The 18,325-nt window shown below is 60.5% G+C and carries 14 protein-coding genes; 11 read left to right on the top strand and 3 right to left on the bottom strand.

Translation table 11 applies throughout. The features are described from left to right. Nucleotides 1-2 precede the first annotated feature (2 nt). The 3 genes from OS035_RS09835 to OS035_RS09825 form a co-directional block, all read right to left on the bottom strand. Nucleotides 3-1,079 (bottom strand): D-alanine--D-alanine ligase family protein, encoded by a 1,077-nt coding sequence (locus OS035_RS09835; RefSeq protein ID WP_097625785.1) that lies wholly within the window; start codon nt 1,077-1,079, stop codon nt 3-5. Between the two features lie 33 nt (nt 1,080-1,112). Beyond that, complete coding sequence (locus tag OS035_RS09830; protein WP_183779359.1) at nt 1,113-1,730, bottom strand: C39 family peptidase; 618 nt, start codon at nt 1,728-1,730, stop codon at nt 1,113-1,115. Between the two features lie 796 nt (nt 1,731-2,526). Further along, nucleotides 2,527-3,567: a LacI family transcriptional regulator gene (locus OS035_RS09825; RefSeq protein WP_097625783.1), complete on the bottom strand. Its 1,041-nt coding sequence runs from the start codon at nt 3,565-3,567 to the stop codon at nt 2,527-2,529. A gap of 455 nt (nt 3,568-4,022) precedes the next feature. Here OS035_RS09825 and OS035_RS09820 point away from each other — a divergent pair, with 455 nt between their 5' ends. From OS035_RS09820 to OS035_RS09770, 11 genes are all read left to right on the top strand, one after another. Beyond that, nucleotides 4,023-5,258: an ABC transporter substrate-binding protein gene (locus OS035_RS09820; RefSeq protein ID WP_097625782.1), complete on the top strand. Its 1,236-nt coding sequence runs from the start codon at nt 4,023-4,025 to the stop codon at nt 5,256-5,258. A 173-nt stretch (nt 5,259-5,431) separates the two neighbouring features. Next, nucleotides 5,432-6,337 carry a carbohydrate ABC transporter permease gene (locus OS035_RS09815; RefSeq protein ID WP_097625781.1) on the top strand — a complete coding sequence of 302 codons (906 nt, stop codon included), beginning with the start codon at nt 5,432-5,434 and terminating at the stop codon, nt 6,335-6,337. Next, the gene (locus tag OS035_RS09810; protein ID WP_003594053.1) at nt 6,330-7,274 is read left to right on the top strand and encodes a carbohydrate ABC transporter permease; all 945 of its coding nucleotides are present in this window, start codon (nt 6,330-6,332) and stop codon (nt 7,272-7,274) included. Before OS035_RS09815 ends, OS035_RS09810 begins: the two co-directional genes overlap by 8 nt. 4 nt (nt 7,275-7,278) lie before the next feature. After that, nucleotides 7,279-8,385, top strand: a complete 1,107-nt coding sequence (locus OS035_RS09805; protein WP_097625780.1) for an ABC transporter ATP-binding protein — start codon at nt 7,279-7,281, stop codon at nt 8,383-8,385. A gap of 295 nt (nt 8,386-8,680) precedes the next feature. Then, nucleotides 8,681-11,140 carry a beta-mannosidase gene (locus tag OS035_RS09800; protein ID WP_183779357.1) on the top strand — a complete coding sequence of 820 codons (2,460 nt, stop codon included), beginning with the start codon at nt 8,681-8,683 and terminating at the stop codon, nt 11,138-11,140. Between the two features lie 39 nt (nt 11,141-11,179). Then, complete coding sequence (locus OS035_RS09795; protein WP_097625778.1) at nt 11,180-11,941, top strand: sugar phosphate isomerase/epimerase family protein; 762 nt, start codon at nt 11,180-11,182, stop codon at nt 11,939-11,941. Nucleotides 11,942-11,949: 8 nt separating this feature from the next. Further along, nucleotides 11,950-13,083, top strand: a complete 1,134-nt coding sequence (locus OS035_RS09790) for a Gfo/Idh/MocA family protein (protein ID WP_097625777.1) — start codon at nt 11,950-11,952, stop codon at nt 13,081-13,083. 209 nt (nt 13,084-13,292) lie between these two features. Further along, nucleotides 13,293-14,324, top strand: a complete 1,032-nt coding sequence (mgrA, locus tag OS035_RS09785) for an L-glyceraldehyde 3-phosphate reductase (RefSeq protein ID WP_097625776.1) — start codon at nt 13,293-13,295, stop codon at nt 14,322-14,324. 200 nt (nt 14,325-14,524) lie between these two features. After that, nucleotides 14,525-16,138, top strand: coding sequence for a glycoside hydrolase family 43 protein (locus tag OS035_RS09780; RefSeq protein WP_097625775.1), 1,614 nt, complete (start codon nt 14,525-14,527; stop codon nt 16,136-16,138). A 459-nt stretch (nt 16,139-16,597) separates the two neighbouring features. Next, nucleotides 16,598-17,524: an ABC transporter ATP-binding protein gene (locus OS035_RS09775; RefSeq protein WP_097625773.1), complete on the top strand. Its 927-nt coding sequence runs from the start codon at nt 16,598-16,600 to the stop codon at nt 17,522-17,524. Continuing rightward, nucleotides 17,521-18,282, top strand: a complete 762-nt coding sequence (locus OS035_RS09770; protein ID WP_012557935.1) for an ABC transporter permease — start codon at nt 17,521-17,523, stop codon at nt 18,280-18,282. Before OS035_RS09775 ends, OS035_RS09770 begins: the two co-directional genes overlap by 4 nt. Nucleotides 18,283-18,325: the final 43 nt, after the last annotated feature.

Raw genomic sequence — 18,325 nt, 5'->3', positions numbered from 1 at the left:
ATTTAGCCGGCCCGGCCCGCGCGCGCCACGCCATGTTCCACCAGCCGGTCGATGACTTCGGCATAGCTGATGCCGCTTGCCGCCATCGCCTTGGAATACATGCTGATATCGGTGAAGCCGGGGATGGTGTTGAGCTCATTGATGACGAAGCGCATATCCGAGGTCAGGAAGAAATCGACGCGCGCCATTCCATCGCAGCCAACGGCCCGGAAGGCTTCTGCCGCTGCGTCGCGCATGGCGGCTTCGACCTCGGCCGGCAGCTCGGCCGGCACCTTCAGCGCCGCGCCGTTCTCGTCGATATATTTGGCATCGTAATTGTAGAAGCCGTGGCTTTCCGCCGGGACGATCTCGCCGGGGCGTGAAACGAAAAGCTTTCCAGCCGCATCCTCCAGCACGCTGAATTCGATCTCGCGGCCGGTAATAAACTCCTCGGCGAGCAGGGTGCGATCGTGGCGGAAGGCTTCGGCAAGAGCGCCTGCGAATTCTTGGCTGGCATGAACCTTGGCGACGCCGATCGACGATCCCTGGCGCGCCGGCTTGATGAACAGCGGCAGGCCGAGTTCGTTCTCGAGCGCTGCGAGCGACGGGGTCGTCCCTTCATGGATCGTCACGGCGCGGGCGACCGGTAGGCCGGCCGCCCTGAGCAGCCGCTTGGCGATCTCTTTATCGAGCGCTGCGGCCGAGCCGAGGATGCCGCAGCCTGCAAGCGGCACACGCGCCACCTGCGCCACCCCCTGTACCGATCCGTCTTCGCCATGGAGGCCGTGCAGCACGGGAAACAGCATGTCGATCGCCGCCAACTCATGCGGTGCGCCATTAGCAGGGATCGCCATTACCCGGCCGCAGCCGCCCGGCACGAGGCAGATTTCCGTGCCCGATGAAGGTGTCGCCAAGGCGCCGTCCACGAAGCTGCTCGTGAGCCACCGCCCCTCGCGGGTGATGAAAATAGGAAAGGCGTCATACTTCTCGGGCTTGAGCGCACCCATGACGTTGGCTGCTGAGAGCACGGACACCTCGTGCTCGGCCGAGCGGCCGCCGAAAAGCACGGCGATGCGCAGCCTGTTGGGGGAAGGGGTCATGTAAGCCTCCGGAAGGGTCAGGTTTTGAAAGGGTCAGGCGTCGACAGATATGCCGCGATTGGCGAAGAAACGGTCGAAGACGGCAAGCGGCAGCGTCACATCAGCCTGGCTTGCCTCGTCATGGCCGGACGGGTTGTGGAAGCGGATCGCCTCGTCGCTCGCCGCCGTCACCAGCACCAGATGACCGCCCTTCGACGGCGGCTGGCGCTCTGGCCAGCGGATGCCCGAATGCACAGAGGCGATAAAGAAGCGCCGCTTTGATAGAAGCTCTGGAATGGCAGACGTCTCGACGCCTGTCACCGTCTCCGCGCTCAGCGCGAATCGGTCGGCAGCAAAGCGGACGAAGGGTGCGTAGATCAGCCCCTTGATCGAAGCATCGATCTCGTCGACGACATAACCGCCATAGGCCGTGCAGGCGCGGGCAAGCTCAAGGGTCGGATGGATCTCACCGCGGGCGGCAAGGATCATCTTCAGGCAGGCCATGCCGCAGACATTGACTGCCCAGCGTGCATATTCCTCGATCGTCGCGGCGCCGGAATGGCGCCAGAGCGGATCGCCGAGCAGGGCCTGCGCCCCCTCGGCAAGCACCGGCAGCGTCATGCCGGGTGTTTCCCATTGGCTGAAATAGGGCACGCCGCTCTGCTGCTGCATTCTGTCGATATCCCCGTGGCTCGCTGCGAGATGGCGGGCAATCTTGGCTTTTTTTCGAGCGTGCCGAGGAATGTGGAGGAGGGCTGACCGGGCCTCCTGGTCGGCCTCACGCCGATATTTGACGATGAGTGAAAGCTCTTCATTTGAGTCTGGCGGCGGTCGCGTTTGCGCCAATTGTTGATATTGCGATCGCCTTCAAAGCCGATAGTATCCGTAGCATTCTACGTCTGCCCCAAGCCGAGGAGCACATGATGCGGGACGATGAAGCCAACCCTAGTCTTGCTCTTGGCCTTTACAGGTCAGCGTACTTGTTGGCTTTATCGTCATTGTCACATATTTCTTCTGGGAGATGTTCAGCGCGACCGCTGCCGTTAATCGGCTTTCAGTTGCAGCAAACAATTTCCACTACATTGAGCGGTGTGATTCCAACGGCAATCTGATTGACACAGGCGAACCTAACTGCGTTGATCTGGGTGATTATCTGCTCATAAATGGCCCTGTTCTCAAGGCTCTTCGAAGAGCATGTGCCTATGGTTCAACACCGGCTATGCTGATCCTTGAGAAAGGCAAAGCGTCGAGAATCGACATCGCTCGTGTGGAAAAGTCCTTGGCTTGGCGAGTGACAAACAAAGTAACCGGCCCCTGCTAACCGCCTACCACAGCACGACGGAATCAAACTTCAATCCTTCCGCAATGACTGCCTCGGGCCGAAAGCGGCTAGCGGCTTTTACTGGCTAGCGGGGTGGCAATATACACCGCGCCACGCCGCAGGTCTTCACTCCCATGCGCCATCACCCTATCTTTCAGCCTCCGGCCAGATCGGCTGGCTGATGCTCTGCAGCAGTTCCGGTTCGACGCCGTCGATGCGGGCGATGACGGCTTTGGCCATTTCGCGGCCGGCCTGACGCACGTCTTCCTGGACGGTGATGATCTCCGGGCGGATCCAGTTGAGGATCGGCACCGATTGCTTGGATACCATGTCGAGGTCGCGGCCGAGCGCCTTGCCGGCGGCCTCGATGCCGGCATTGACGGCGATCGCCGCGCTGCCGGCCGAACAGACGATGCCGTCAGGGGCATTGGGTGAGCGCATCATCACCTCGACGACGTCGCGAATGTCGGCGAGTGGCGCGTCACTGTTGACGCGCAGCGGCACTTCCTCGGCGCCGTAATCATGCAGGCCGGTCTGAAAGCCGATGCGGATATGGGCGTAATAGGTGAGCTTGCTCGGCGGCTGCAGCAGGGCGATGCGCCGCCGGCCGCGTTTGACGAGCCGTTCCACCGCCTGGTGGGCGAAGGCTTCGTTGTTGAAGTCATGGAAAGGATGTGTGAGACCGGCGTCGGTGCGCCCATGGGTGGCGAAGGGCATGCCGCGCTCGGTCAGCAGCCGCACGCGCGGATCGTCCGGCTCGATGCGCGAGATGATGACGCCATCGGCCGAGCCGGTATCGAGGATATAGCGCACCGGCAGCATCGGATCCTTGCTGTGGGAGTGCGGCGTAACGACAATATGATAGGGCGTGCCGGACAGGACCTCGGAGATGCCGAAGACCATCTGGCTCGAAAAGCCCATGATCTCCTCGTCGATGCTGAGGACCAGGGCAATGACGTTGGTCTTGCCGGTGCGCAGGCGTACGCCGGCCCTGTTTGGCTGGTAACCGAGCTGGCGGGCGACCATGCGCACCCGCTCTTTGGTTTCCGCCCCGATGTCGGGCGCATCCTTCAGGGCGCGTGACACTGTCGTCACGCCGAGCCCGGTCATGAAGGCGATCGTCTTCAACGTCGGGCGTTCGCGCGCCGCTGGCGATGCTGCTTGCCCGAAATTTCCCTTGTTTTCCATCCCTGCAGGCCTGCCTCGCGCGAATTGGTGTCGCTTATAGAGGCTTTTTCAGGCGCCGTAAGCCCGCCGCCTGCCGAAATCGCGCCTCCCTAAGAAGCGCAATCTGTAACGATACAGTTGAAATGTCGAGGATTTTTTCCTGTGTGCATTGCGGCATTGTGTGCATAGGTTGAATCCACGGCTCATGCCCTGATTTTTTGCACTTGCGAAATGGATGCGGCGGAATTTAATACAACTATTCAGAATTTACTGTGTATTATCAATTTTTTAAATTGAAAGTGCATGTGCGAGATCGTTCGCCTGAATGCCCGTTCGGTGGGGATGGTCGGGCCGCCAGGAAACATGCACAAGTAGTAATTCCCATTGTCGCGGAAAAATTTGAAGGCGGGCGGTTGCGTGCTGAAATCGATTGATCTAAGTTTTTCCGGCAACGTTTCAGTGAGGGAGGAAAACTCATGAAAATTCGTATTATGGCGGCTCTGCTTGCCGCTTCGGTCGCGCTTCCGCTCGGCGCCGCCAATGCTACCGATCTCGAAGTCACGCATTGGTGGACATCAGGCGGCGAATCGGCTGCTGTGGCCGAGCTGGCGAAGGCGTTCGACGCGACCGGCAATCACTGGGTCGACGGCGCGATCGCCGGTTCCGGCGGCACCGCCCGTCCGATCATGATCAGCCGCATCACCGGCGGCGACCCGATGGGCGCCACCCAGTTCAACCATGGCCGCCAGGCTGAGGAGCTCGTTCAGGCTGGCCTGATGCGCGACCTGACCGACGTAGCGACTGCCGAGCACTGGAAAGACATCATCCGCCCGGCGAGCCTGCTCGATTCCTGCACGATCGACGGCAAGATCTATTGCGCTCCGGTCAACATCCACTCCTGGCAGTGGCTGTGGCTGTCGAATGCCGCCTTCAAGAAGGCCGGCGTCGAGGTTCCGAAGAACTGGGACGAGTTCGTCGCCGCCGCTCCGGCCCTCGAAAAGGCCGGCATCATTCCGCTCGCAGTCGGCGGCCAGCCGTGGCAGGCGACAGGCGCCTTCGACGTGCTGATGGTCGCCGTCGCCGGCAAGGATACCTTCAACAAGGTTTTCAAGGACAAGGATGCGGAAGTTGCCGCCGGTCCTGAAATCGCCAAGGTGTTCAAGGCCGCCGACGATGCGCGGCGTATGGCCAAAGGCAGCAACGTCCAGGACTGGAACCAGGCCACTAACCTCGTCATCACAGGCAAGGCCGGCGGTCAGATCATGGGCGACTGGGCGCAGGGTGAATTCGCGCTCGCCGGTCAGAAGGCCGGAACCGACTACACATGCCTGCCGGGCCTCGGCGTGAACGAGATCATCTCGACCGGCGGCGATGCCTTCTACTTCCCGCTGCTGAAGGACGAGGAAAAGTCCAAGGCGCAGGCCGTGCTTGCCAAGACCCTGCTCGATCCCAAGACCCAGGTTGCCTTCAATCTGAAAAAGGGCTCGCTGCCGGTTCGCGGCGATGTCGATCTCGCCGCCGCAAACGACTGCATGAAGAAGGGTCTCGACATCCTCGCCAAGGGCAACGTGATCCAAGGTACCGACCAGCTGCTTTCGGCCGACAGCCAGAAGCAGAAGGAAGACCTCTTCTCCGAATTCTTCGCCAACCCGTCGATGACGCCGGAGGACGCTCAGAAGCGTTTCGCCAAAATCATCGCTTCGGCTGACTGATCGGTAGATTCGCTGCCTTTGCGATCCGGCTCTTGAGGAGCCGGATCGTCCCCCGGACCAATGGTCCGGCCGGCGGCGTGTCTCCGGCATTCCGGCGAATCCCGGGACAGGATGGCAAACGCTGCCAACCCGTTCTGCTACGGGTCGCAGCTGCGAATTGAGGAGAAGTGTTCATGACGGGTCAAGCGCAAGCAGGCCGGCCAATCAAGTTACTGCGCAATCTGAATGCCAAGATTGCGTCCATTCCGATGATCCTGACAGCGCTGGTGATCTTTGTCGGCGGCACGTTCTGGACGGTCTTTTATTCCTTCACCAATTCCAAGCTCCTTCCGCGGTTGAGCTTTGTCGGCATCGATCAGTACGAGCGCCTCTGGGCGGCACCCCGCTGGGTGACGGCGATCGAGAACCTGGCTCTCTACGGCGTGCTCTCGCTGATCTTCAGCCTGGTCATCGGTTTCATGCTCGCCGCGCTGATGGACCAGAAGATCCGTTTCGAAAACACCTTCCGCACCATCTTCCTCTATCCCTTCGCGCTGTCCTTCATCGTGACGGGCCTTGTCTGGCAATGGGTTCTGAACCCCGATTTCGGCATTCAGTCGGTCGTGCGTTCGATGGGCTGGACGAGCTTCACCTTCAATCCGCTCTATACGCCTGAAATCGTCATCTACGGCATTCTGATCGCCGCGCTCTGGCAGGGAACGGGCCTCGTCATGTGCCTGATGCTTGCCGGCCTGCGCGGCATCGACGAGGACATCTGGAAAGCGGCGCGCGTCGACGGTATCCCGATGTGGAAGACCTATCTATTCATCGTGATCCCGATGATGCGGCCGGTGTTCATCACCACAATCGTCATCATCGCCTCCGGCATCGTCAAGGTCTACGACCTCGTGGTGGCGCAGACATCGGGTGGGCCGGGCATTTCCTCGGAAGTGCCGGCGAAATACGTCTACGACTACATGTTCCAGGCGCAGAACCTGGGGCAGGGCTTTGCTGCCTCGACCATGATGCTCGTCACCGTCGCGATCATCATCGTTCCGTGGGCCTATCTCGAATTCGGCGGAGGGCGCAAGCGTGGCTGATGTAGGAACTCTCAACACCACCGTTGCCGGTATCGATGCCGTCGCACCGAGACTCGGCGAAGGCCCGAGCGGCGCGAAGCCGCGCCCGGCGCTGTCGTCGCGCAACATCATGCTCTACGGAACGCTGACCATCGCGGCGCTCTATTATCTGCTGCCGCTCTACGTGATGGTCGTGACGTCGCTGAAGGGCATGCCGGAAATCCGCCTCGGCAATATCTTCTCGCCACCGATGGAAATCACCTTCGAGCCCTGGGTGAAGGCCTGGGCGGAGGCCTGCACAGGCTTGAACTGTGATGGCCTGTCACGCGGTTTCTGGAACTCGGTGCGCATCACCGTGCCGTCGGTCATCATCTCGATCGCCATTGCCTCGGTGAACGGTTATGCGCTGGCAAACTGGCGCTTCAAGGGGTCAGAGCTGTTCTTCTCGATCCTCATCATCGGGGCGTTCATTCCCTATCAGGTGATGATCTATCCAATCGTCATCATCCTGCGCGAAATCGGCATTTACGGCACGCTGACCGGCCTTGTTATCGTGCATTCGATCTTCGGCATGCCGATCCTGACACTGCTGTTCCGCAATTATTTCGTGTCGCTGCCGGAAGAACTGTTCAAGGCAGCGCGTGTCGACGGCGCGGGCTTCTGGCAGATCTTCCTTAAGATCATGCTGCCCATGTCGCTGCCGATCTTCGTCGTCGCGATGATCCTGCAGGTGACCGGCATCTGGAACGACTTCCTGTTCGGCGTGGTCTTCACCCGGCCGGATACCTATCCGATGACCGTGCAGCTCAATAACATCGTCAATTCCGTCCAGGGCGTGAAGGAATACAACGTCAACATGGCGGCAACGATCCTCACCGGTCTCGTGCCGCTCATCGTCTACTTCGTGTCGGGACGGCTTTTCGTCCGCGGCATCGCCGCTGGCGCAGTGAAGGGTTGATCCCATGAACGTGAATTCAAGTGTCTCCAACTCAAGCGTTTCCATCAAGGATCTGTCGCTGAATTTCGGCGCGGTGAGCGTGCTGAAAGATCTCAACCTCGACATCAACGACGGCGAGTTCCTGGTGCTGCTCGGCTCGTCCGGCTGCGGCAAGTCGACCTTGCTGAATTGCATCGCCGGCCTGCTCGATGCCTCTGAAGGGCAGATCTTCATCAAGGGCAAGAACGTCACCTGGGAGGAGCCGAAGGACCGCGGCATCGGCATGGTGTTCCAGTCCTATGCGCTTTATCCGCAGATGACGGTCGAGAAGAATCTGTCCTTCGGCCTTCGCGTTGCCAAGGTGCCGCAGGCCGAGATCGACAAGCGGGTGGCACGTGCCTCCGAAATCCTGCAGATTCAGCCACTGCTGAAGCGCAAGCCGGCTGAGCTTTCCGGCGGCCAGCGCCAGCGCGTGGCGATCGGCCGGGCACTGGTGCGCGATGTCGACGTCTTCCTGTTCGACGAGCCGCTGTCCAACCTCGACGCTAAGCTGCGCTCGGAGTTGCGCGTCGAAATCAAGCGCCTGCACCAGTCGCTGAAGAACACGATGATCTACGTCACCCATGACCAGATCGAGGCGCTGACGCTTGCCGACCGCATCGCCATCATGAAGAGCGGCATCATTCAGCAGCTCGATGATCCGACGACGATCTACAACAGGCCGCGCAATCTCTTCGTCGCCGGCTTCATCGGCTCGCCGTCGATGAATTTCCTGCGCGGCGAACTGGTCAAATCAGGCGACGGCATTGCCTTTTCCGCCAACGGCGTCATTTTCTCGCTCGCTGCCTACGACGCCAATGAGGTGCTGCAGCCCGGCCGCAAGGTGGTGCTCGGCGTTCGCCCAGAGCATATCAAGGTCAACGAGAATGTCGGCGGCGAAGAGCATGACGCGACCGTCGATATCGAGGAGCCGATGGGTGCGGACAATCTCCTGTGGTTGAAACATGCCGGTCACACGATGTCGGTACGCGTCAACGGTGCGCGCCGCTTCAACGTCGGAGCCAAGGTAAAGCTGAGCTTCGACATGACGGTGGCTTCGGTGTTCGACGCCGAGAGTGAGCTGCGTCTCTAAGGAAATTTGCGGGCGGGCCGGAGATCGGGCCGCCTGCCTGCTGTAGGGCTGTTTGTATGAATTCTACCAACGCTCCACCCTCCCTGAGGCCGGCGCCAGCTTGGCAAGAGGCTAACTTCGCTCTCCGTCATCCTCGGGCTTGACCCGAGGACCCATGCCGAGGCTGCCGATTGATGCCGAGTGGATGCTCGGGTCAAGCCCGAGCATGACGGGGAAGAAGGGTCACAACGAACGACAATGGCCGGACGGCGATCATGCGCCGTCCATTTCAAAACCGTAATTCGGAAACGACATCGTGACGCATTCATCGACCAACCCCAATATCGACCTTTCCGGTTCGTGGCAGCTCGCCTCCGTCGATGGCGAGATTCGAACCGCGATCATGCTGCCGGGCGACATACATACGGCGCTCCACCGGGCAGGGCTGATCCCCGATCCCTATTTCGGCCGCAACGAGGAAAAGGTGCAGTGGGTCGCCGAGCGTGAATGGGCGGTGGAGCGCAGCTTCACGCTGCAGGAGGTCGACGGCGACTGGTATCTGGATATCGACTACCTCGATACGGTCGCCAGCGTCCACGTCAACGGCTTCCTGGCGCTCGAAGCCGACAACAGCTTCCGCCGCTACCGGCCCGATGTGTCCAGCATGCTGAAATCTGGCGACAATGTCATCCGCATTGTCTTCGACTCCAACCCCGCCGTCGGGGCCGAGCGGCAGAAGAAGCAGCCCTTCTATATCCCCTACAGCACGGGCAATTCGCCGATCCCGGATGGCAACATGCTGCGCAAGCCGCAATGCCATTTCGGCTGGGACTGGAATATCGCCATTGCGCCGTTCGGGCTTTACGGCACGATCGCGCTGAAAAAGCTCGAGACCGCGCGCATCGAACATGTCGTCACCCGCCAGACGCATAATTTTGACGGTTCGGTCGATCTGACGGTGACGGCGACGCTCTATTCCAAGGGGCCGAGTATTGCGCAGGTCTATTTCGATCTCGATGGCGAGCGCGTGCGCCTCGATGTCGGCGTCCATGGCGAGACCCATGTCAACCATCTCTTCCATATCGACAATCCGCGGCTATGGTGGCCTTCCGGCAGCGGCGAGCAGGCGCTCTATAGCCTGTCCGTCGAATTGCCGACGGATGAGGTGACGAAGCAGATCGGTCTTCGCACCATCGAGCTGATTACCACGCCGGATGCATCAGGCAGCCGCTTCGCCTTCAAGGTCAACGGCCGCGAGATCTTCTGCCGCGGCGCCAACTGGATCCCGGCCGACGCGCTGTTTTCGCTGTCTTCGCCTGAAAAGACCGAAGATCTGCTGCAATCGGCCGTAGCCGCCAACATGAACATGATCCGCGTCTGGGGCGGCGGCTTTTACGAGCAGGATCATTTTTACGATTTGTGCGACCGGCTGGGCCTGATGGTCTGGCAGGACTTCATGTTCGCCTGCAACCTCTATCCCTCGACCGAGGACTTCCTCGACAATGTGGCTGTTGAGGTCGACTACCAAGTGCGCCGGCTTTCCTCACATCCCTCGATCGCGCTCTGGTGCGGCGACAACGAGCTTGTGGGAGCGCTCACCTGGTTCGAGGAATCACGGAAAGACCGCGACCGCTATCTCGTCTCCTACGACCGCCTCAACCGGACGATCGAGCAGGCGGTGAAGAAGGCGCTGCCCGGCGCGCTCTGGTGGCCGTCGAGCCCGGCATCGGGTTATCTTGATTTCGGCGATGCGTGGCATGCCGACGGCTCAGGCGACATGCACTACTGGTCGGTCTGGCACGAGAACAAGTCGTTCGACAATTACCGCTCGGTGCGGCCGCGCTTCTGCTCGGAATTCGGCTTCCAGTCCTATACCTCGCTGCCCGTCATCAAGACCTATGCCGAGGAGAAGGACATGAACGTCGCTTCACCCGTTATGGAACTGCACCAGAAGAATGCCGGCGGCAACGAGCGTATCGCCGGCACGATGTTCCGTTATTTCCGTTTCCCCAAGGATTTTCCGAATTTCGTCTATCTCTCCCAGATCCAGCAGGGCCTCGCCATCAAGACGGCGGTGGAATATTGGCGGTCGCTCAAACCCCATTGCATGGGCACGATCTACTGGCAGCTCAACGACACCTGGCCGGTCGCCTCCTGGTCCAGCCTCGACTATGGCGGCCGCTGGAAGGCGATGCATTATCTCGTCAAGCGCTTCTTCCAGCCGGTCGCGGTCGCAGCCATTCCTTCCGAGGACGGCAAGACGATCCGCCTCTCGCTGGTCAACGACACGCTTGAAGATATCAGCATCGATCTTTCGATCTCGGCTCTGACCATGAAGGGCGAGCGCCTGCACCTGAAGGACGTGCAAGCCGTGTGCTCGCCGGATGCGGCGGTGACGGCTGCGAGCATCGACGTCTACGAAATTCCCGCCGACACGCTGCTTGCCTGGCATTTCACCGCGTCGAACGGCATGGGCGGCGAGGGGCATTATGTCAACGGCACCTATAAGGCGCTGGAATTGCAGCCTTCGGGCCTGACCGCCACTCACGAATATGTCGAGGAGAGTGGCGCGATCGATATCAACGTCACCGCGAGGGGACTTGCGCTCTTTGTGATGATCGAGACCGGTACGGACGGCAAATATTCCGACAATGCCTTCGACCTTGCAGCCGGCGAGAGCCGCCGCATCACCTTTACTCCGGCACGGCCGCTTGATCGCGGCGCGCTTCCGGAGTTCCGGTTCTACGACCTGCATTCCTGCCAATCGGCGGATTGATCCTTCCCAAGCATGGGCACGAGGCCCGAGGAGAATATGATGACGAAACTCAGCTACCAACTGTACAGCGCGCGCAACTTCCAGCCTTATTCGGCGATTTTCGAAAAGCTCGGCAAGGCGGGTTATGCCGAAGTCGAGGGCTTCGGCGGCATTTATGCCGATCTCGACGATGCGGGGCTGAAGAGCCTTCGCGCCGATCTCGACAAGAACGGCCTGGTGATGGCGACCGGCCATTTCAGCCCTGATTTCCTGGAAAAGGACGTGCAGAAGTCGCTGAACATTGCCAAGATTCTCGGCATTGATTCCATCTATGCGCCGCATCTGGCCGCTGAGCAGCGCCCTACCGACGCTGCCGGCTGGGTCGCCTTCGGCAAACACCTGCAGCAGATGAGCAAGCCGTACAAGGAAGCCGGCTACGAATTCGGCTGGCACAATCACGATTTCGAATTCGTCAAGCTGGCCGACGGCTCGCTGCCGATCGAGCGCCTCTTCGAGGGGGCGCCTGATATTTCCTGGGAAGCCGATATCGCCTGGGTCATTCGCGGCAATGCCGATCCTTTCGCCTGGATCGAAAAGCTTGGCTCGCGTATCACTGCCGTGCATGTCAAGGACATCGCGCCGGCTGGCGAGGCCAAGGACGAAGACGGCTGGGCCGATGTCGGCCACGGCAAGGTGGAATGGGGCAAGCTGATGACGGCCCTGCGCGCCACCAAGGCGAAGCACTTCGTCGTCGAACATGACAATCCCAAAGATATCGACCGCAACATCAGCCGCTCGATTGCATCCTTCCAGACTTATTGAGGCACATCATGACCAGGGAACTTGGCGTCGGCATCATCGGATGCGGCAACATCTCCACCACCTACTTTTCGCTGGCACCGCTCTTCAAGGGGCTGAAGGTGCTGGCCTGCGCCGATATCAACGTGCAGGCGGCCGAGGCGCGCGCCAAGGAATATGGCGTCAAGGCGCAGACGATCGACGCGCTTCTCGCCAATGACGAGATCGACGTCGTCGTCAACCTTACGATCCCGGATGCGCATTTCCGGGTGTCGAAGTCGATCCTCGAGGCTGGAAAACACGTCTATTCCGAAAAGCCGCTGGTGCTTTCGCTTGAGGAGGGTGAAGAGCTTCGCCACATCGCTAGGGAAAAGAACCTTGCCGTCGGCTGCGCGCCGGACACCTTCCTCGGCGGCGCCCATCAGCTCGCCCGCAAGTTCATCGACGACGGCGGCATCGGCCGGGTGACGTCGGGCGCCTGCTACGTGATGAGCCCCGGCATGGAGATGTGGCATCCGAACCCGGATTTCTTCTTCCTGCCGGGCGGCGGCCCGATCCTCGATCTCGGCCCCTATTACATCGCCAATCTGATCAACCTGATCGGTCCGGTGAAACGCGTCGGCGCCATGACCTCGATGGCGTCGCCGACCCGCACCATCACCAGTGAGCCGCGCAATGGCGAGATCATCCCTGTGAAGACACCGACGACGATCCAGGCGCTGCTCGAATTCGTCAGCGGCGCCACCGTGACGCTGTCGGCGAGTTGGGACGTCTGGTCGCATCGCCATGCCAATATGGAGCTCTACGGCACCGACGGCTCGCTCTACGTGCCGGATCCGAACTTCTTCGGCGGCACGGTCGAGGCAAGCGGCCGCGACAAGAACATCAAGCCGCTCGATGACTGGGAGCATCCATTCGGCAAGATCAATCAGGAAAACCCGAACGGAGCGCGCGCCAACTACCGCACCGCCGGCCTTGCCGACATGGCGATGGCGCTGATCGAAGGCCGCGACGCGCGCTGCTCGCTCGACCGCACGCTGCACGGGGTCGACGTCATGACCTCGATCCTGAAATCGGGCGAGGACGGGCGTTTCATCGACCTCACCACGACCTGCACGCAGCCGGCCGCTCTCGGCATCGAGGAGGCGCAGGCGCTGTTGAGATAGCGGAGCTCGCGTCGTACGCTTGCCGTATCGGCGCGGTTGTTTCAATAGTTTCGTCATGCTCGGGCTTGTCCCGAGCATCTACAACGTTCTGTTGGCAGATCCTCGGCACAAAGGCCGAGGATTGACGGCGGAGATGTTTAAGCCTTCGGCCGCCGTTAAGCGCGGGTAAGAAGGAGAGGCGCCTTTAGATAGGTTCAGGAGACCTTCAGATGAGCTGGCAACCAGCCGCAGACCGCTATTCGAAAATGAAATATAACCGCACGCGTCGTTCCGGCCTGAAGCTGCCGGCCGTTTCCCTTGGCCTCTGGCATAATTTCGGCGGCGACACACCGCATGACCGCAAGATCGACATGTGCCGCACGGCCTTCGACCTCGGCATCACCCATTTCGATCTCGCCAACAATTACGGCCCGCCGCCCGGCAGCGCCGAGACTGCCTTCGGCGAGATCCTGCGCACCGAATTTTCCGGACTTCGCGACGAGCTGATCATTTCCTCCAAGGCCGGTTACGACATGTGGCCGGGGCCTTATGGCGAATGGGGCAGCCGAAAATACGTGATCGCTTCCTGCGACCAGAGCCTGAAGCGCATGGGCCTCGACTATGTCGACATCTTCTATTCCCACCGTTTCGATCCTGACACGCCGCTGGAAGAGACCTGCGGCGCGCTCGATCATATCGTCCGCTCCGGCCGAGCGCTCTATGTCGGCATCTCCTCCTACAATTCGCAGCGTACGCGCGAAGCGGCCGCCATCCTCAAGGAACTCGGCACACCCTGTCTGATCCACCAGCCGAGTTATTCGATGCTCAACCGCTGGGTCGAGGATGACAGTCTGCTCGACGCGCTCGACGAGGTCGGCATGGGCTCGATCGTGTTCTCGCCGCTTGCCCAGGGCATGCTGACGACGAAGTATCTCGACGGTATCCCGGTCGACAGCCGCGCGGCGCAAAACCATTTTCTAAAGCGCGACTTCATCCGTCCCTCGATCATCGACAATATAAAGAAGCTCAACGACATCGCCGAGAAGCGCGGTCAGACGCTGGCGCAGATGGCAATCGCCTGGGTGCTGCGCGGCGGACGCGTGACCTCGGCGCTGATCGGCGCCAGCCGCTCATCGCAGATCGTCGATTGCGTCAAGGCGCTGGATAATTTGGAATTCACGGCCGAGGAGCTTGCGGAGATTGATGTTTATGCCCGGGAGGCTGATATCAATCTGTGGGCGAAGTCGGCGGAGCGGGAGTAGGGAAGGTCGGGGCAATTAAGACCCGGAGTTCGGCACAGAGATCCAGCCAGCCCAAGTCCATGGGGTGAAAGGATTCTTTCGCCGCGCAGACGCGCGGCGGCTGGATTCCTGTGACAAGCACAGGAATGTGGGCGAGACGTGAGATATCTCGGCCCCGTAGCTGACGTACGTACCACAATAATAGCTAGGAGGAGGCCTTCATGATCCGCAATCCCATCCTGCCCGGGTTCAACCCCGATCCGTCAATCTGCCGCGTCGGCGCGGATTATTACATCGCCACCTCGACCTTCGAATGGTATCCCGGCGTGCAGATCCACCATTCGCGCGACCTGGTGAACTGGACGCTGGTGCGGCGGCCGCTGGAGCGCCGATCGCAGCTCGACATGCGCGGCAATCCCGACAGCTGCGGCATCTGGGCGCCGTGCCTTTCCTATGCCGACGGGCAATTCTGGCTCGTCTATACCGACGTCAAGCGCTTCGATGGCAGTTTCAAGGATGCACCGAACTATATCGTCACCGCGCCCTCGATCGAGGCCGAATGGTCCGATCCCGTCTATGTCAATTCCTCCGGCTTCGATCCCTCGCTGTTCCATGACGAAGACGGCCGCAAGTGGTTCGTCAACATGCAATGGAACCACCGCACCGAAAGCTATGGCGGCTCGCCGAAGTCGCCGGCCTTCGACGGCATCCTGCTGCAGGAATGGGACCCGGCGACCAAGGCGCTGAAAGGCCCGATCAAGAATATCTTTGCCGGCAGTCCGCTCGGCCTCGTCGAAGGCCCGCATCTCTTCAAGAAGAACGGCTGGTATTATCTGACGACCGCCGAGGGTGGTACGGGCTACGACCACGCCGTCACCATGGCGCGCTCGCGCCGCATCGAAGGGCCTTATGAGATGCATCCGAACATGCATCTCATCACCTCCAAGGATCATCCCGGCGCGGTGCTGCAACGGGCAGGACACGGCCAATATGTCGAGACGCCGGAGGGTGAGGCCTATCACACCCATCTCTGCGGCCGACCGCTGCCGCCGAAGCGGCGCTGCACGCTGGGGCGGGAGACGAGCCTGCAGAAATGCGTCTGGGGCGATGACGACTGGCTCTATCTCGAAAATGGCACCTCGGTGCCCGATGTCGATGTGCCCGGCCTCTTCGGCGCCGTGCCTGCGGAAAAGCCGATGCGCAGCGAATACAGCTTCGACGGCGGCACGCTGCCGGCCGATTTCCAATGGCTGCGCACGCCCGAGCCCGAGCGCATTTTCAACCTGACGGACCGCCCCGGCCATCTCAGGCTGATTGCCCGCGAAAGTATCGGCTCCTGGTTCGAGCAGTCGCTGGTCGCCCGTCGGCAGGAGCATCACAGCTTCCGCGCCGAGACCGTTGTCGAGTTCGCGCCCGACACCTATCAGCAGGTCGCGGGGCTGACGCATTATTACAACCGCCATAAATTCCACGCCGTTGCCGTGACGCTGCACGAAACACTCGGCCGCTGCGTGACGATCCTCTCCTGCAATGGCGATTATCCGAACGGACGCCTCAGCTTCCCCGCCGAAAGCGGTGTGGCGATCGCTGCTGAGGGCCGTGTCCAGCTCGCCATGGAAATTCGCGAGAACGATCTGCAATTCTTCTGGCAGACCGAGGGCAAGGGCGCTTGGCAGCCGATCGGCCCGATCCTCGACGCCGGCATGATTTCCGACGAGGGCGGACGCGGCGAACATGGCTCCTTCACCGGCTCCTTCACCGGTGTGTTTGCCTTCGATACGTCGGGACGCGGGAAGATCGCGGATTTCGACTGGTTCAACTATGACGAATTGTGAGGGAGCACTGCTCACCGCCCGCCCACGCCTTTGAAGTTTCGACCTGCCAAAAAGAAAGCCGGCGCAGGGCCGGCTAAGACGAACGCGGCTGAACAGGGGATGCTGGCCGGTTCCAAGCACTTCGTGACTGAACAATAACTTTCACTACATGCCGAGGCAGCGGAAAATGGGTGCAACGAGAACACCCGAAGACGGCTCCGCAAGGAATGGGCGGCGGGGCGGATGCCGGTGCTGGCCTCGGTTCCTTTATCGGGCACGAAGATCACCGGATGATGACATCGACGGCGGCTATATTTCTTTTCACCGGAACGGGGCGGCTCTCGCAAAAGATCCGACGCCAGTGGGCAGCCGTGTGTTGGCAAGGCGCGAATGCAGTGTTCACGTTCCCAAGGATGTCAAAGCGTCATGAAGGCATTATATAGCGGGCCGAAATACTTCGATAATCCTCAAGAGTAACGCATGGCCCCCATCATTTCCGTTCAGAATCTTACCAAGACCTACGCCAATGGGTTCGAGGCGCTGAAAGGCATCAACCTCGACGTCGAAAAGGGTGAGATCCTGGCGCTGCTCGGGCCGAACGGCGCGGGCAAGACGACGTTGATTTCGATCATCTGCGGCATTGCTAATCCGAGCGGCGGCAAGGTGCTGGTCGCCGGCCACGATGTCGTCAAGGATTTCCGCGCCACACGCGGGATGATCGGGCTGGTGCCGCAGGAACTGACCACCGATCAGTTCGAGACGGTGTTCAATACGGTGAGCTTTTCGCGCGGGCTGCACGGCAAGAAGGCCAATCCCGCCCATATCGAGAAAGTGCTGCGCGCGCTTTCTCTCTGGGACAAGAAGGACAATATGCTGCGCCAGCTCTCCGGCGGCATGAAACGGCGTGTGCTGATCGCCAAGGCGCTCTCACATGAGCCGGATATCCTTTTCCTCGACGAACCCACAGCCGGTGTCGATGTGACGTTGCGCAAGGACATGTGGAATGTCGTTCAGGAGCTTCGGGCCTCGGGCGTTACCATCATCCTGACCACCCATTATATCGAGGAGGCCGAGGAAATTGCCGACCGCGTCGGCGTGATCAACGGCGGGCAATTGCTGCTCGTCGAAGACAAGGCGGCTTTGATGGCAAAGCTCGGCCGCAAGCAGCTCATCCTCGATCTCACCGAACCGCTCGAACGGCTTCCGGATTGTTTTACCGGCAACGGGTTGACGCTGGAAGCCGGCGGCGGCCGGCTGACTTACGATTTTGACGCCGACAACGAGCAGGAAAGCATTGCGGCGCTGCTGACCCGGCTGGGTGAAAACAATATCCATTTCAAAGATCTCTCGACGCGGCAGAGTTCGCTCGAAGACATCTTCGTGGCGCTGGTAGGAGCGGACAAATGAACGTCGAGGCGATCAAATCGATCTATTTCTTCGAGATGGCGCGCACGCGCCGCACGCTGCTGCAGAGCGTCATCTCGCCCGTCATCTCGACCTCGCTCTATTTCATCGTCTTCGGTGCGGCTGTGGGATCGCGTATCCAGGAGGTGGAGGGCGTGTCCTACGGCGCCTTTATCACGCCGGGCCTGATCATGCTGACGCTGCTTGGCCAGTGCATCAGCAACGGTTCCTTCGGCATTTATTTTCCGAAATTCACCGGCACGATCTACGAAGTGCTCTCCGCGCCGGTGGCGATGACCGAGATCCTGCTCGGTTACGTCGGGGCCGCCGCCACCAAGGGCATGATCATCGGCTTCATCATCCTGCTTACGGCCAATCTCTTCGTCGACGTCAGGATCGAGCATCCCTTCATGATGATCCTGTTCTTCTTGCTGACGGCCGTCACCTTCAGTCTGTTCGGCTTTATGATCGGCATCTGGGCCGGCAATTTCGAGCAGCTGAACCTCATTCCCATGCTGGTCGTGCCGCCGCTGACCTTCCTCGGCGGCAGCTTCTATTCTGTCAATATGCTGCCGCCCTTCTGGCAGGCGGTCAGCCATCTCAACCCGGTGCTCTATCTCGTCAGCGGCTTCCGCTGGAGTTTTTACGGGATCGCCGACGTCAACCCGGCGATTAGCCTGGCGATGATCACGGTGTTCCTGGCGATATGCCTTGGCACGCTCGGCTGGATCTTCAAGACCGGCTACCGGCTGCGCAATTGATCGTTTCCTGAACAGCATCATCGGGAAAGCCGATGATGCTATC

The sequence above is a fragment of the Rhizobium sp. 268 genome (assembly GCF_036571585.1).
Classification (GTDB): domain Bacteria; phylum Pseudomonadota; class Alphaproteobacteria; order Rhizobiales; family Rhizobiaceae; genus Rhizobium; species Rhizobium redzepovicii.
This window is presented reverse-complemented; position numbering and strand designations above follow the sequence as displayed.

What these genes read in the sequence shown, in the direction of transcription:
- OS035_RS09835 (WP_097625785.1), bottom strand. Translation starts at nt 1,079, where the DNA reads ATGACCCCTTCCCCCAACAGGCTGCGCATCGCCGTGCTTTTCGGCGGC.
- OS035_RS09830 (WP_183779359.1), bottom strand. Translation starts at nt 1,730, where the DNA reads ATGCAGCAGCAGAGCGGCGTGCCCTATTTCAGCCAATGGGAAACACCC.
- OS035_RS09825 (WP_097625783.1), bottom strand. Translation starts at nt 3,567, where the DNA reads ATGGAAAACAAGGGAAATTTCGGGCAAGCAGCATCGCCAGCGGCGCGC.
- OS035_RS09820 (WP_097625782.1), top strand. Translation starts at nt 4,023, where the DNA reads ATGAAAATTCGTATTATGGCGGCTCTGCTTGCCGCTTCGGTCGCGCTT.
- OS035_RS09815 (WP_097625781.1), top strand. Translation starts at nt 5,432, where the DNA reads ATGACGGGTCAAGCGCAAGCAGGCCGGCCAATCAAGTTACTGCGCAAT.
- OS035_RS09805 (WP_097625780.1), top strand. Translation starts at nt 7,279, where the DNA reads ATGAACGTGAATTCAAGTGTCTCCAACTCAAGCGTTTCCATCAAGGAT.
- OS035_RS09795 (WP_097625778.1), top strand. Translation starts at nt 11,180, where the DNA reads ATGACGAAACTCAGCTACCAACTGTACAGCGCGCGCAACTTCCAGCCT.
- OS035_RS09790 (WP_097625777.1), top strand. Translation starts at nt 11,950, where the DNA reads ATGACCAGGGAACTTGGCGTCGGCATCATCGGATGCGGCAACATCTCC.
- mgrA (WP_097625776.1), top strand. Translation starts at nt 13,293, where the DNA reads ATGAGCTGGCAACCAGCCGCAGACCGCTATTCGAAAATGAAATATAAC.
- OS035_RS09780 (WP_097625775.1), top strand. Translation starts at nt 14,525, where the DNA reads ATGATCCGCAATCCCATCCTGCCCGGGTTCAACCCCGATCCGTCAATC.
- OS035_RS09775 (WP_097625773.1), top strand. Translation starts at nt 16,598, where the DNA reads ATGGCCCCCATCATTTCCGTTCAGAATCTTACCAAGACCTACGCCAAT.
- OS035_RS09770 (WP_012557935.1), top strand. Translation starts at nt 17,521, where the DNA reads ATGAACGTCGAGGCGATCAAATCGATCTATTTCTTCGAGATGGCGCGC.